Genomic DNA, 14,820 nt, shown 5'->3' with positions numbered 1-14,820 from the left:
TGTTGCGTGCTCTCCGTAGGTGCGTTCCGAGGCGTCACCCCGGTTGGACTTGAGCGTTAATGTTTCGGGTGGCGGAAACTCGGAGGTGTGCGCGACGGAACGCCGCCCCGCGCACCTCCGAGTGACTTCCGCCGGTACCGCTTGACAAGAAGCAGCTCGACGGGCAAACCTCTGCAGGTCTTCCGTTCCGGCGACCGCGCGGTCAGTAAGCGTTCGCGTAGGTATGAAGATCGTGTGCTTCAAGCGTTCGGAGCATTATGGTGTCGACCAACGCCGGATTTCCGCCGCACATAGTCTCGGTCGTTGCTGGTTGCGGAGTTCCGGGGCAGAGCGTGGCGTTCGCGAAGTGCCCGATGAACCCCGTTGCGTGACCGGTCTCGTGCGCGACGATCGACCAGAGATCCCATCGGTTCTCGGGCGGGTTCCCTGTGCCGGTGTACCAGCCCGTTCCAGTGCCGAATTCGGCGGTTCTCTCCAGGTTCATTGTGAAGGAGACCGCGAAGGTGCCGCCGACCGATGCGTTGTAGCAACTTGGGGTAAATCCAAGCGCAGAGTTCGGTCCGCCGCCGAGAGCAGAACCCAGGTTCTCGCGGACAAAGACCGCACTGTAGCCGCGTTCACAGAAATCGAGGATGTCCGTGACGGAGGATGTCGTAACGCCGCCGTAAACGAAGTTGGGACCGGCGCCGCCCGCGCCGTTGTCCCATGCGGAAACTCCGTTGACGATTCGATCTCGGAATGCGCCCGCAGGGACGTTGTTGTCGATGTACCAGGTCTCGTTCGCATTGGGCGGCCACTTTCGCCCGATTGAATAGAATGTGCCGTCAGGGTGTGCTGACGCAGGCAGAACCGCGACGAGCGTCATCATCAACGACCCGGCCGCGAGAACAATGGCCAGGACGATAGAGCGCTTCACTTTGCACACTGCCCGAGGTAGGTGGGACCCCAAGAGTTCATGCCAAGGTCTCCTACGGTGATGAATCCGACAACGTCGCCGGCGCCCGTTACAACCTCGAAGGACACCGTGTCCTCAGGAGCCTCGGCGCGAGTAAGTGTTTCCGAATCAGCAAGTTGGGAGAGATCTGGATTGAGGTGAGAGAGACTTGAAAAGACCTCGGCCCGTAGGACGCGCTGCGCCGCAGCCGCTGGCGTATCGGCCAACCGACGAGATTGCGCCGCACTAGTAACAGGGGGCAAGTCGACGGTGCCGCCAGCCGCCCGCCCGCCCGGGCATTGTCGAACAAACGCATCGAATGGGTCGTTGACGTCCAAGGCCGCGTTCGCAGGGGACAGCTCCATCCGACCCTCCTCCGAATCAGCAACGGTCGTCTCCCCGCAACCCGTCAATAGAGTCACTACGAATGCGACCCCGGCAGTTGCGGTGCCTCCTAGTATGTTCATGCACGAAGGATATGTCTCTGGAGACCAGAGGTCACGGGTCCTAAAGCGGAAAGGTGTCCTGTATAGACCGACACTTGACAAGTGTTGACAATGGTTGTTTGCTTTCCCGTCGATGTGTCGCTCAATAGGGCAGCTGCAGCGCGGTCGCTCAGGCGGCCCCCATCATCAGGCGCTACTCACGGGCTACAACCGTCGCCGTTGTCGTTTCGCTCAAGGCTGTAGCCGGGATTCTCTCCGGCATGGGTCTACGGCGGCGAAATTACGACGGTGCGGGTCTCCCTGGGTCCGCTAAGCCTGAGCCGGAAAGATCGAATGTCGCAGTGGTGAGCTAGTCGTTTCGTGTACCTGGGCGAGCGGCTGCGGGTCGTGACCGGCAGCACTGGGCGTCGGCGCGACATGCGAGGACGCCGGGCCACAGGTAGGCGCCGGTGCAGACCGGATGTGATGGTCAGGACGCCGCCCGAGCGCAGTGACCACCTGAACGCTCGACACCACCAACGTTGTCGAGGTCCCGCTCGTTCGGATTGGCGTCTGCGCGTGCCCGACTCTCGGCACGACCGCGCACTCAGCGCGCCATGGTCGGGCGTCGTCAGAGTCCCGTAGTGCCGGTCTCCAGAAGTTTGAGCGCCTCGGGCAGAGCGAAGACTGTCGTGACGTTAGGTCGGCGAACGTCTAGGTTTGGCCGTGTTCGCGACGTGTCCAGCCCCCACACTTTGGTTCCGCGACTGCGGACCCAAAGTGTGACGCGGTTGACCCATCGTTCGTAGTCGTCGGAGACGGCCTTCATGGAGTCGGCTTGCGACCCGATGGACCCCGATGCCAATCCGTCACGTCCAAGCGTCGCGGGGGTCCAGAACAGCACCGGCGACTTGTTCGGGTCCGTCAATGTCTCGTGCGGCTTGGGCTTCAGCCGTTCCCAGTTGAGCCTGTTGAACACTCCCGCACGCGTCGCTTCGTTCATGGCAGCGTCGTCCTCGCGCATACCTACCGGGCCGTTGAGACGACGGTTTGCGACCGTCACGTGACGACTCGACAGTGCGTCGGTCCGGCTGAGCGCCGCAGCGGGCGACTGCATAAGCGGCCAGGCCAATAGGGTCACGTCCTCAGGCTCTCCGAGATAGTCGAGCAGGCGTTGCTGGTCGCCCTCGGTGGCGTAGAAGTGGACAGCGGCAACCATGGGACGAAGCCTCTCACTCGTGAGTTGCGACGCCCGGTTCTCGGCAGGGTCGGTCCTTCCAGGTCGAGACTCTTGACCTAACCGAGCTGCGGTGACGCGATTGGGCGATGGAATCCATAGTTCTCGCCCTGGCGCCTCGCTACCCGTCGAAGACCGTTTGCACGTCGCGGTCGCTGCCTGCCTCGCCCGCTATAAGGACCTCTCCCGCAAGCACGCCGCCACCGATCTGCGTGCCTTCATCTTTTGGTGTCAAGAACGCGGACTCCAACCGCTGCAGGCCCAGCGGCCCCACATCGAGCTCTTCGTCCGCTGGATGCAGGAGCAAGCCCGTTACAAGGCCTCGACCGTCTCACGGCGACTCTCGGTGGTCATCGGCTTCTACCGCACCTGCGTCGTTGACGGAGTGCTCGAACACTCACCAGCCGACTATGTCCGACTACCCCACGTGCCACCGGAGTCACCCACTGTGGGCCTGACTCACCTGCAGTTCGAGGCGATACTCAGCACCGCCCGCGACTCCGCCAACCCGAACGACTTCGCCCTGGTCACGTTGCTCGGACTGCTCGGCCTGCGGATCTTCGAAGCCACCGGGGCCGACATCATGAACCTGGGCGAGAGTCATGGACACCGAGTGCTCAAAGTCTGCGGAAAGGGCGCCAAAGTCGTCCTTGTCCCGCTTCCACCCGCGGTCGCGCGAGCTCTGGACCGTGCCGTCGGCAATCGCGACAGCGGTCCCATTCTGCGGAGCCGGACCGGGCACCGGATGGACCGACACTGCGCCACCCGCAGGCTCCACGCCCTCGCGAAACAGGGCCGGGTCATGACACCACGAATGCACCCGCACATGCTCCGCCACACCTTCGTGACCACGATGCTCGACGCCGGTGTCGACCTACGAGACGTCCAGATCGCCGCCCGCCACGTCGACCCACGCACCACGATGCGCTACGACCGAGCCCGCAACAACCTCGACCGACACCCCAACTACATCCTGGCCGCCTACATGGCCTCCGGCACGTAGACCGGGCAGTTCAACGCCCGACTCTGCCGAGAGTCGGGCGCGCGGCGCTAGCGGACGAAGGGGCGCACCTGACTCGGTGGGGGGAGTTCGGTGGGCATCTCATCCGTCACCCATCCGTACTGCAAGCAGTTGATGAAGCCACCGTCGTAGAGCCAGAGGGGAAGAAGGCCGATACCGTCGCGTCGGCATCAACGACAGAAGGCCCACCAGGGACCGGGCTGCCTACGCCCCGAGCAGGCGGCACATCGCCCCGCACACGCAAGTCCATCATGGTGACTGGCCCGTCGACGTACTCCACAGATTCGGCCCTGGTCCTAGGTGTGTGCCTCGAGAGGACGTTGAAGCCCCATTTGACGTTGCTCTTTATTGGATCGGCTGTGCGCGTTTGGTCAGTTCGACCTGTCCGACATGTCATCTATAACTGACATATCGACCAAGTGACGAAGGAGAGACCCGGCTATGCCAGACCAAACCATGCTCACCATCACCGAGGCTGCGGCAGCAACCAGCGTCTCGCGTGACACCATCAAACGTCGTCTCGCGGAGGGGACCTTTCCCGGTGCCACCCGAGGCGCAGGCGGCGGGCCTGGCGGCACATGGCGCATCCCATTCGACGACCTCGCCGACGCGGGCCTTACTTCCGGCCCACAACCAGGGACAACCACCGTCGGCGACACCAACACCCAGCTTGCTGTCGCCCTTGCCGAAAACCGGGCACTACGTGCGCACCTCGCAGACCTAAGACGGATGCTCGTCCGCACACAGTGACCCCACGGCGTTAGCGGGGCAGTCAGACCCAGGAACAGGAACGACCTCGTCTGCTCGGGTTCACGTGTGCCATCGTTGGAGCGTGAAATATCTGGCGCGATCGGCGCCGAAGGTCCCACGTCCCCCTGGCCAGGGCAACGACGCGATGGAGCCGTTCGAATGGTTCATTGAACGCGCCAATTCTGGACGCGGCTGTGGCCCTCGCGGAGCAGTCGGCCCCTAAGGGCCGGAAGGTGTTGAGCGTCCAGGCTTTCGGGGCTGGATTGAGGAAGTGCCCGGCTTCGAGCCCGAGGCGTGAGTGCTCGAGTACGACGGCGTCCGGGAGCGGATTCTGATTCAGACACTCCGCAACGGTGGTGAACCCTCCCGCGAAGCTGAAGTCGGGCACTTCCTCAATCCAGCCCCGGAAGCCTCGGCGGATCAACGGGTGATCGTCAACTGCGGCAACGCGGATCATGGGGCCCATCTCAACTCCAGTAAGGTTCCGTCAGGACCACTCAACAGACAAGCGGCCCGCCGGGCCGCTCTTGTTGTCACGGCGCTCATCCTCGCCGTCCTAGGCCTCACCACGCCCGCGTCCGCGTCGGGCCGAGGCTGGGAAGCGCTACCGCGAGTGGTTCGAGAGGGGCGGCCTAAGTTGGAGGCGAAGTTCGCGTTCCTCCGCACGCCGTCGGAATAGGTCACAGTCACTGGCCGGGGTACCGAGGCAAGGCATGGGCGGGGCTGGGGCGCCCGCGCCTGCGCCTGCGGACGGTTCAGGAGGCAGCGCCTGGTGGGCGCCGGGCTGGAAAGGAGGTGACCGGGATGACTGGAGGACCACGGGCTTACGGGTCCGGTGTGGAGAAAGCGCTGTACCGCCTGTCCAGGGGCACCTGCTACTTCCCTAACTGTCCGCGCCGGATCATGGAGGTCGTCGAGGGCGAGCCGATGGTCGCGGTCGACATCGCCCACATCTGCGGCGCGAACCCGGGGTCAGCTCGTTACGAGGAGTCGATGACTGACGCGGAGCGTCGCGCCTTCGAGAACCTCATTCTGCTCTGCGTGCCGCATCACAAGCTGGTCGATGGACGACGACGTGACGAGTTTACGCCCGAGATGCTCCAGGGCTGGAAGAGGTCGAACGAACCCGCGGAGGGCATCGAGGCGCTCGCGTCGGCGGGGCTGACCGACGAGATCCTTGAAACCGTGATGGAGCAGGTCGTGACGCGGGTCGGCCCAAAGCGCGAGGTCGACGTCGAGCTGGATCCCGGGCTGGTGATGTCGCCGACCGAGGTTGGCGCGATGGGCACCATGGCCGGCATGACCACGATCTTGGACATCAACCCCCACATGAAAGATCAGCCAAAGGTCCTGATCGCGAACATTCGGAACACCGGCACGCTCGCGGCCAGCGTCGAAGGCATCGACCTGCGGGTCGTGCTCGGTGAGCTGGAGAACAGCTCAGGGTTCACGTTGATGGGCCGGAACGACTTCGGTGCCTCGAACCCACGCCTGCCGTATCGGCTCGAGGACGGGAACGCGGTGAGATGGCTGACCAAGATGGAGACCATCACCGACATCGTGAAGGCCGCCCGCGCCGCCGGCTTCACCGTGCTCGGGATCCGTGCCGCCGTTCGCCTCGGCACTGGGGAGAAGGTCGAGTCTGACCTGCTCGAGTGGGTCGATCTCGCCTGAGCCCGAACCTGGACCGAGCCGGCCCCGGGGGAGACCGGGGCCTCGGGGACCGGCTCGGATGCCACCGTCAGCTCAGACGCGGTGAGGGAACGGGTTGTTCCCGTAGCAGTCGCGCTCCCGGATCTGCCCGTCGCGACCGTGAAGAAGGCTCCGCCCCTTCGCGCTCCGCGGTGCCGCGGCCGGACTGCTCGGCCGAGGACTGGGTGTCGTGGATCGACGAGGCACGGTCCGCGTTGTCCCGGATGATGTTCCACCGCCCGTCATCTCGAGGGGTCACGCGAATCCCGGGGGTGTGCTCATTTCAACCTCCATCTGGAAGCAGGCACCGCTCTGGTGCCTGACGGTCTCTGCCGCGATTCGGGCCACCTGATTATGTCGGCGAGCAGGTTTGCGAAGCAACGGTGAATGGGGATCGTGGCCGTGTTGTCGGCGAAATCGTCGAACGTAGAGTGCAAGCAGGAGAAGCCGCGCCCCAACCATCCACGACGACTAAATTCCTCCCCACAGATTGTGGCCTTTAAACCACATGTATCGCGTCACGCCGGACGCTCCCGGCAACCAGCGGGGGCTGGCTGCTCGGGATCGCGGTCCCGCAGCGCGATTCGGTAGACCCTGATGCGTGGCTCCACCGGTGATGAACCCAGCCGTCAGAGGTTGAGATCCCGCACCCGACAGACAGAAACGGATGGTGATTCGTGCACCCACCACCAGTCCCTACGCGCCGCCCCGGTCATCACTACATCAGCAGAATCTTCGCGCTACCGCTCTCCGAATCGACGGCCAGCCCCGGTCCTCTGTCGGCACACCGTCGCTCGGCCCATGGTGCGACGCGCCCGTGAGCGTGACCTCACGAGAGCCGGCTCCGGATCGTTGACAGGCCAGCGATGCGCGCTCGCGGGCGAAGCCCAACCCAGATGAACAACTTGTCTGGGCGGGCTCGAAACCTGAGCGCGTGTTCAGTTCAAACCCAGCGGGGAATCTCAGCTGGAAGAGTCGAACGAACCTGCGGAGGGCATCGAGGCGCTCGCGTCGGCGGAGCTGACCGACGAGATCCTAGAAACCGTGACGGAACAGGTCGTGACGCGGGTCGGCCCAAAGCGTGAGTGAGGTCCACGTCGACCTGGATCCCGGGCTGGTGATGTCGCCGCACAACCAGGCGACCTATCAACCGACACCGCAACCCAACTAGCGATCGCGCTTGTCGAAGTCCGCCTCCCGCAAGGCCCACCTCGCCATCCGCGACCAGCAACCCAGCGCGCGGTGCCCGCAACTCCGCGGCGCCGCCGCAGCCGCGCATCGCACCACGTCAGGCAGATGCCCGTCTGGGTCGCCCTAGGGATGGATGCAACCAAGGGGACAGATGGACCGCGAGGCGACATCGCCACCCAAGACGCAGTCGCTAAACGGGCGGCTTGGCTCCATTGGCAGCCCCCACCTGGGATTCGCCACACCCGGTGCAACAGAAGTTGCTTGTTCACGGCAGTCCGCGCCATGACACCCAACTGACCCATTGGCCCGGACGCGCACCCAACCACCTCTACTGCAGTCGGGCAGTCGGGCAGTCGGGCGACTCATCGCGTGTCCGGCGACTTCGGAGAAACTTCGTCGGACCCGTACGTCCGTTAGGCAACACGCCGATAGCGAAAGGATGCGCACCCTCCTGCCCACGTGGCCGACGACCCTCCATCCCGAGACGGCCGCCGCCGTCGACTCCACAGCCAACCGCACCAATCTTGCAATAAATCTTGCAAGAAATTCTGACCATGCACTAGTGCAAACTGTGAAAGGGCCTCTGACCTGGGGCTTTAGGCGAATTCCGCGAGGCGCCTACATCTATGAGGGAAAGAAATCGGGTCTTCAGCCTGCGGCAGTGTCAGGTCCCGAAAAGACCTTCACGACCGGCATCAGTGCAGGTCAGAGGCACTATTCACGTCTGTGTCCGGGTACTCCGCAGTGGTTGACGGCGAGCGCCGCTGACTGGGGATCTTGCAAGTTTGCAAACGTGCTCTGGGGCGCATCGGTGCAGCACGCCCGGTGCAAAGCGCTGGCAGCGAGCGGTGAGGTCGGCCTTCTGGATGCGGGTTGGGTGCATGACTGGCGCACCGCACTAGGGCACGTCGTCGACGGTGGTGTGCGATGAGCGCCAGGGCGAAGGGCGTCACGCCGACAGGCGCTACGTGGCGGGTGCAGCGGCAGAACGAGAACGGAAAGATCGCGACATCGTTCAAGACCCTCGCAGAAGCCAACGCGTACTCCCACGCCGTGACGGCTGCGTGGGCGGCGGGCCGCAGCGCCCCTACGAAATCGGAGGTGGTGTCCCACCTTCCTAGTGAAGTCGAACGTAATCATCGATCCGGGCCAACCGACCTGGACTCGATGGTTGCCCTCGCGATCAAGGAGCACATGGCTAACAGGCACCTAGACGCGGACGGTGTTCCAGCACACATGACCGCGCGATGGCGTTGCCATGGTGGATGGTTCAAGAACCCAGACGTTCGTGACTTGACCGCTGAAGACGTGCGAGGTCTCGTGCGTCATCTCCACGACGACAAACGGCTATCGAAAAAGACCGTCAACATGGTTCTCCGGTTGGTCCGGATGGGCTGTGACCAAGCCATCTCGGATGGCGTCATCACGTCCAACGTCGCTAAAGGCATCACAGGGATGCATCAGGCAAACCCATTGAGGCCGAGACCGCGCCGCAAACCACGGCCATTGACTCCCCTCGAGGTGAAGTCGTTTGCTGCACAGTTCGACCCTTGGCTGCGGATTGCGATCCTCCTCATGTACGTCGGCTGTCTGCGGTTGAGCGAAGTGTTCGGGCTCGAATTGCGAGACTGGGATCCGGCCACACAGATGCTGGCGATCCGCCGTCAGGGTGGACTGAAAAAGAACGAAGGAAAGCGCGACCCACGGCGACCCGACGAGGCAGACGGCCAGTTGAAGACTAACTCGAGCTATCGGACTATCCCGCTACCGCCCGTGCTCGCCGAAATGTTGGACGAACACATTGCCGTGTTCCACGGTTCATGCCCGGCCGACTCGGCACCGGCCGCAGAGTGGGGCACACGCAGGCTGATTCGGACCGCGAGTATCGAGAAGCCGAGGAACACCGTCCTGGCGGACCGTTGGGACCAAGCTCTCAAGAGAACCGGTCTGGATGCGGAGACGCTGGGGTTCTCGGTTAACCGGCACTATTTGCGGCGACTGGGGTCAACTGTCATCGGCGTCGGCAACATCCGCGGCAAGCTGTGGAGCGCGTACCTCGGTCACGCAATCCCGGCAGAGTTCGGTGGGTCACTGGTGACAATCCAACACTATTTCGACTTGCCCGACGAAGAGCTCAGGGTGATCGCCGAGTATTGGCAGCGATACTTGGTCGCATCGGTCGGCGACCTCCAGATTAAAGACACGTGGTGGTCGATGCCGCACTTGACGATGGCGGAGGCGGCACGCGAGCTGGGTGTCCACGAGGTACAGGTCGGGTGGCTGGTGGGCCGTGGTCGGCTCCGGTACGCACCCGATGACGAAGTCTCTCAGTGGCGCCGACAGGCGGGGATCTACCGCTGCGACGATCGGCTGATGATTTCAGGGCCGAGCGTCGTTGAGGAACGAGAACGGCGGGCTCGGTTCCACGACGCACTCACCGAGAAAGACGTAGCTGCCGAGCTTGGTGTCGGGGAGCACTACGTCAGGCGCTTGCGTGCGCGCGGCGACCTCAAGGCAGAGAAGGTCAATGATCAGCGTTGGTCATTCGACCGCACATCAGTGGACGCTGTCGCCGAGGCCCGTGCTCGCGAACGTCAAGAGGCCGCCTTGTACCTGTCGTTGAGTGACGCCGCCGCGCTGTTGCGGATCAGCCAGCGCGAAGTGATGGTCTCGGTCGCCCCACGTGTGAGAAGCCGTGTGTTGATCACGGACGGACGAGTCGAGTACCTCCGCTCTGACGTTGAGTCACTCGCGGCCGGACCCGCGAGGCCGGCAAGGTATTGACATCCGAACCATCACGAGGAGCCCCAGCCAACCCGGACGCCTCGTGTAAGGCCGGTCCCTCGTACACGCTGTTGAGGAGCCTGGGCTTACCGGAAAGTCGGGGCGGTGGTCGGAGTCCTCTAAGCCCGACGGCAGGCGCATTCGTCAGGCTGCCGGCACGCCCGCACGCCAGGTTCGCGTTCGTGGGACGGTCGACAGGGAGTCCGACCGATAGTCATTCCATGTTTACGGCGACGGAATCGACATCCCTGGAACCCATCTTCGACGGACCAACACAACTCCACCGATAAGTCGCAACCGTCGGGCGGCGACCGCGCTGGGGGACAGGGCGGTGGTGTAGAGGCCGACCTCGTCGAGAAGTCCCTGGTAGTTGTTGACCCCGTTTTGAACCGACCAAGCGAGATATCCGCTGGGCTCCACAATTGAGGCATTCGGCAGGAGAGTCCCGAAATGTCCTCAAGGTTTGTTGGCATTCGCATGCAAAATCTGAAGACCAGCAAGCGTCTCTTGCGGCCGGTGAGTCCGTCGCAGACGCACTGCCCGCACAGCGCCGCAGGACCTGGGCGTGTCATCGAGGGCGGAGGCAGCGGTGCGAAGAAGTGGGCCTGACGAGGCCTACTTGGCCGCCTCGGGCGGGCTGATGTCTAGTACGAATACGACGATGTGTCGCTCGGGCGCGTACCTGTTGGCGAGTTCTTGAAGTGTCGTGCGAAGTTCCTGTGCGTCCAGGTCTCTTGTGCGGTGCTTCGTTCGCAGCGACCCATCCATCCAATAGACAAGGTAGATCCCCTCGGTCAATTTGAGTGGCTCAAGGTATCTGTTGATGAGTTGGTCGTCGATTGCGGTGCGCAACGTGTCATTCGTGACGAGCTTCGCTTCGAAGAGCACGCGACCAATGGCGGTTCCGCCCGAGGTTGCGGTCAGGTCGATGCGAGTGCCGACACCTGTCTGCTTGCGTCGCGCGACTTGTACCTCGCGATCGACCACGACGTGAGATCGCAGGCGTTCGTTGAGGCGGTCGCTTACCCAGTCGGAGATGTCGTCTTCGCTCTTTGGTTGTGCGTCGGGTTGGCCGGGGGTTCCGTTCCAGAGGAACCGGTGTTGGCCGGTTCGCAGGTCGTGTTGGAGGTGGCCCAGTTGCTCGAGCAGCACCACGGAGAGGCCAGCGGCGTCCCGGATGAGCCGCGCATCGGTTTGTCCGGCGAGTCCCATGAGCGTGTCTGGTGTGAGTGGCGCCCAGCGCTCGACTGCCTCGACGGCGCGGGCGTTCTGGAGAAGGAAGCTGGCATGGTTCCGGTCGGCCCGGTCTAACAGTTGGTTGAGTCCTCGGATTTCGGCGACGAGGCCGCGCCCTGCCATCTCTCGCAGCATGTCTTGGCGTAGACGGATGGCGTTGGTCGCTGGGGTGGTGCGTGAGAACCATTCGGACTCGTCGATGTCGGACTGGGAGCCGAGGTCAGCCTGGTACAGCAGGCGTGTGAGGCCGGTCAGCACAGTGTTGGAAAGGTCAGTTGGGTTGAGGTCGAGGAGGTGTTCCAGGGGGCCGACCGTGTTCGAGGCAACCCACTTGGCGTAGGTACCTTCGGGGTCGGCTGCCGCGATGATTGCTTGGGCGCTCGGCACTGCCTGGCCGCGGGATTCGAGGTCGCGGGCAACCGCTAGTGCCTCGTGCGGCCAGTACCGGCGCATGAGTCGCAGGCTCTGGTCCCGCCGAGGCATGTGGACGCCCGAATCAGATGCGACGTTTCGCAGTGCCGCTAGAACTGGTTCGAACTTGAGGTCGGCCAGCCAGTGGCTGGTGAGCCATGAAGGGTCGGTGTCGGCGACTAGGTCAGCCAGCGCCGACTCCATCGCAGCCTTGGCGCCAGACGGCGCAAGCCCGTAGACATCCTTAAGCCACAAGTCCCTGTGGGGGTCGGTGCTGGGGAAGGCGACGATCGCTGGGGCCCAGCGCGTCAGTGTCTGGTCGGCGAGCTGGCCGAACCGTCCTGGCCGGTGTTCGACCAGGGTGCCGAGCAAATGGATTACTGCCCAGTCGTGGTGAAGCGCTGTCTGGTTCACCGGAGCTCGTCGTCGCGGGCTCTCACCTGACGGGCCCTGGGTGGCGAGGAACGCCATCCCAGAAGTGAGGAAGAGGTTTTGGTCCTCGTCATCTAGGAACCGCCACACTGGCCGTCGGGTGAGGTCGAAGTCTCGCCACTCGAACTGATGCACGTAGACCCAGTCGCAACTCACGGCCATGAAAGCGTCGAACCATGAGGCAGGGTCGTCCGCGGCTACATGGATGCGCACACGTGCTGTATCGATCTGCTCCACCGTGGGAGTCGCGATCCGGAACGAGTGCCAGTCGGGCCGCGAGCTCAACGGCTGGGAACCGTGAAACGCGGCCACGACGCCGTAGGCGACGTGGTCAGGGGTCACCGCCAGCACAAGGTCCGCTGTCGCAGCATCAGGCGTGCTGTTGAGAAGATTGCCTAGGATCCACAGCCCGCCGGCACGGTCGGGTTCCGGCACCGTCGGGAGCCAGCCCAGGAGCCAACCGATGTCGCCGGGGTTGACCAGGGCGACGCGTCTGGCCGCAATTGGTGCCTCGTTCGCTGACAGCAGCGCAGCAGCCGCCGTCTTGCGTCGAGCGACGACCTGTTCTGGCTCCAACCACGGCAGGGGTTCTGTGGTGTTGGCGACGTCCTCGACAGCGACGGACTTGCCGTCGAAGATGCGGCCGAGGCGCCGGAGGCTCACGTCGTCGTCGGGTTGGAACGCACGCCTGACCAGTCCTTCGGTCAAACGCGCGTACGTGCGCGCGCCGCTACGGAGGTCGAGGTCGAGTGTCGGCAGCATCGTTTCGAGCATGTCGAGGGCATTGGCTGGCGTGATGAGCGAGGCGAGGTCGCCAAGGAGGACTGCGTAGTTGCCTATGAAGTTGGTATCGCGGCGTGGCCGTAGATGGGTGACGATGTCGGAGACAGCCATCCCGTGCACGACCAGTGCTCGCAGCGCGGCGGCGTGAATCTCGTCGTGCGGGTCGTCGGTGGCCTCCAGTTCGAGCAACGGCAGGAGGTCGAAGACTGGGGCGCCTGGTTCCGATGGCTCTGTGACTGCCGACAGAGCATCGACTGCTTCGGCGCGAACGTTGTCGTCGAGCTTCGGGTCGAACGCGAAGCGCAGCAGTACCTGTGCGGTGCCCGCGACGCGGCAGTCACGTGCGATCCGGCAGATCCACGACACGACCCACCTGTTTGCAGGTGACCGGGCTGCAGCGTTCAACTGGTTGGCGAGGCCAGGGTGGGTCAGGGCGGAAGCGTTGACGCCCCAGCCCTCAAGGACCCATCCCGACGCCGCAGCCTCCAACAGACCGGTAACGAGTTGACCGCGGGCAGTGTTGCTGGCTGCCTCGAGCGATTCTGTGCGAAGCAGTTGCTTAGCGTTGTCGTGGATCAGTTGGGGAGGGACGTCTGCGTCGACCGCAAGGAGCCACCCAAGTACTTCGACCATTGAACCGGCGACCATCCCGTTCGCCTCCGCACCCAACAGGGCAACCAGTCGTTCCCCGGTGACGCCTCGCCGCTTCAGGTACTCAGCGGTGAGGTACTCGTCGTAGGACTGGTGCACTGCCCCCAGTGCGCCGCCGCTGCTGGTCGAGTAGAGCCCGGTGTGGATGACGGCGGCCAGGTCGGTGGGCGATACCGGGGCCGGGCCGAGGTCGGGTTCGGGGTCGAACGGAAGGGCAGTGATGCTGACGGCCGCGCCGGAATGGGTGGCCTCGCCGGTTGGCGGCCGGTTCGGGGCATCAAGTGTGCGGTCCGGGCCGGGGAAGTACCCGCTGAGGCCACAGAACACTGTGGTTGCGGCGAGCCGTTGAGCAAGCACAATGAGTTGTTCGGTGCCGAGGGCCGACACTTCGCGGTACTGGTCGTGCTCTGAGATGAGTCGGCGAACCGTGTAACCCATCGCGTCCGCCCGGTCGACTGGGAGCGTTTGGTCGGCGTTCCACTGGTCGATGAGCTGCCCGGCACGCATCGGGTTTGCGCAGAGCCGGTCAAGGCCCGCCTCGTGTGTCGCTGCTACGAACCTGTTGGCGTTGGCGGCGGCAGCAGCGAGAGACAGGTAGGCGGACGGGTCAAGCGGCAAGAGTTCGTAGACGGTGAAGTCGGTGAGTGCCTCACGCAGGCTGCTGCTCAAGGCGTTGTTCCAAGCGCCGGGGCGGCACACGATTCGCCAGCGTCGTGCATGTGCTTCCGGCGTACTGAGCGCTGCAACAAGAGCGCGCCCGAAGGTGCGGTCGCGCTGCACAGCCTGGTCGAGGGTGTCGAGGTAGAGGACTCCTTCGGGGGCCGAACGAAGTTTCTCGCCGACGATGGCCCGCACCGTGGTGCGGTCTTCGAGGCTCAAGTCGATGATGCGGCTGCGCGGGTCAGACGGATTGTCTGAACCGTTCGCGCCCGCCGCAGTCTCGCGGTGAGCTAGGTCGCGCAGCAAGGTGCTCTTGCCCAGCCCTGCAGGGGCGAGAACTGCGAAGGAGGCGGGAAGGTTGACCAGGTCGTCGACGGAGATGGGTTGAGCGTCGGTGTAGCGGGAGGTGCGGGTGGCGTCGAGGTCGAGGAACCCGCGGGTGGTGCGAGGGATTGTCGCACCGGCTGGCGCAACCCAGCGGGCCACGAAATTCGGGGTCTGAGTGAGACCCGTTGGGGCGCCGTTGCGAGGGTTGCTGGGCTCGCCGCTGTTCGGTGTCATTGGCGTCGAATGTAGTTGAGTGGCGTTGGACTTCGGCGGTGATCGTGGCGGC

7 protein-coding genes are annotated in these 14,820 nt (G+C 64.1%); 4 read left to right on the top strand and 3 right to left on the bottom strand.

The genetic code is table 11. The features are described 5' to 3' along the window. Positions 1-202 precede the first annotated feature (202 nt). Together E4623_RS03560 and E4623_RS03555 are read right to left on the bottom strand one after the other, a co-directional pair. Positions 203-916, bottom strand: a complete 714-nt coding sequence (locus E4623_RS03560) for a hypothetical protein (protein WP_134765101.1) — start codon at positions 914-916, stop codon at positions 203-205. 1,074 nt (positions 917-1,990) lie between these two features. Beyond that, positions 1,991-2,578, bottom strand: coding sequence for a hypothetical protein (locus E4623_RS03555; RefSeq protein WP_134765100.1), 588 nt, complete (start codon positions 2,576-2,578; stop codon positions 1,991-1,993). A 157-nt stretch (positions 2,579-2,735) separates the two neighbouring features. Between E4623_RS03555 and E4623_RS03550 the strand changes: the two genes are divergently transcribed. The 4 genes from E4623_RS03550 to E4623_RS03530 all read left to right on the top strand — a co-directional run bounded on the left by E4623_RS03550 (position 2,736) and on the right by E4623_RS03530 (position 10,034). Further along, positions 2,736-3,599, top strand: coding sequence for a tyrosine-type recombinase/integrase (locus E4623_RS03550; protein ID WP_245154822.1), 864 nt, complete (start codon positions 2,736-2,738; stop codon positions 3,597-3,599). Positions 3,600-4,073: 474 nt separating this feature from the next. Further along, a complete protein-coding gene (locus E4623_RS03545) occupies positions 4,074-4,367 on the top strand; it encodes a helix-turn-helix domain-containing protein (RefSeq protein WP_167736452.1) in 294 nt (97 codons plus the stop codon). A gap of 837 nt (positions 4,368-5,204) precedes the next feature. Beyond that, complete coding sequence (locus E4623_RS03540; protein ID WP_134765098.1) at positions 5,205-6,041, top strand: hypothetical protein; 837 nt, start codon at positions 5,205-5,207, stop codon at positions 6,039-6,041. Between the two features lie 2,136 nt (positions 6,042-8,177). Next, entirely contained in the window at positions 8,178-10,034 is a 1,857-nt protein-coding gene (locus E4623_RS03530) for a helix-turn-helix domain-containing protein (RefSeq protein WP_134765097.1), read from the top strand. A 615-nt stretch (positions 10,035-10,649) separates the two neighbouring features. On the opposite strand, the gene E4623_RS03525 is transcribed toward E4623_RS03530, so the two are convergent. Next, positions 10,650-14,768, bottom strand: a complete 4,119-nt coding sequence (locus E4623_RS03525; protein ID WP_134765096.1) for a hypothetical protein — start codon at positions 14,766-14,768, stop codon at positions 10,650-10,652. Positions 14,769-14,820 lie beyond the last annotated feature (52 nt).

Source organism: Nocardioides sp. 1609 (assembly GCF_004522105.1).
Lineage (GTDB): Bacteria > Actinomycetota > Actinomycetes > Propionibacteriales > Nocardioidaceae > Nocardioides.
The sequence above is the reverse complement of the archived record's forward strand: the minus strand, read 5'-3'. Positions and strand labels throughout refer to the sequence as shown.

Coding starts and splice junctions, on each gene's coding strand:
- E4623_RS03555 (WP_134765100.1), bottom strand. CDS start 2,578: ATGGTTGCCGCTGTCCACTTCTACGCCACCGAGGGCGACCAGCAACGC.
- E4623_RS03530 (WP_134765097.1), top strand. CDS start 8,178: ATGAGCGCCAGGGCGAAGGGCGTCACGCCGACAGGCGCTACGTGGCGG.
- E4623_RS03545 (WP_167736452.1), top strand. CDS start 4,074: ATGCTCACCATCACCGAGGCTGCGGCAGCAACCAGCGTCTCGCGTGAC.
- E4623_RS03525 (WP_134765096.1), bottom strand. CDS start 14,768: ATGACACCGAACAGCGGCGAGCCCAGCAACCCTCGCAACGGCGCCCCA.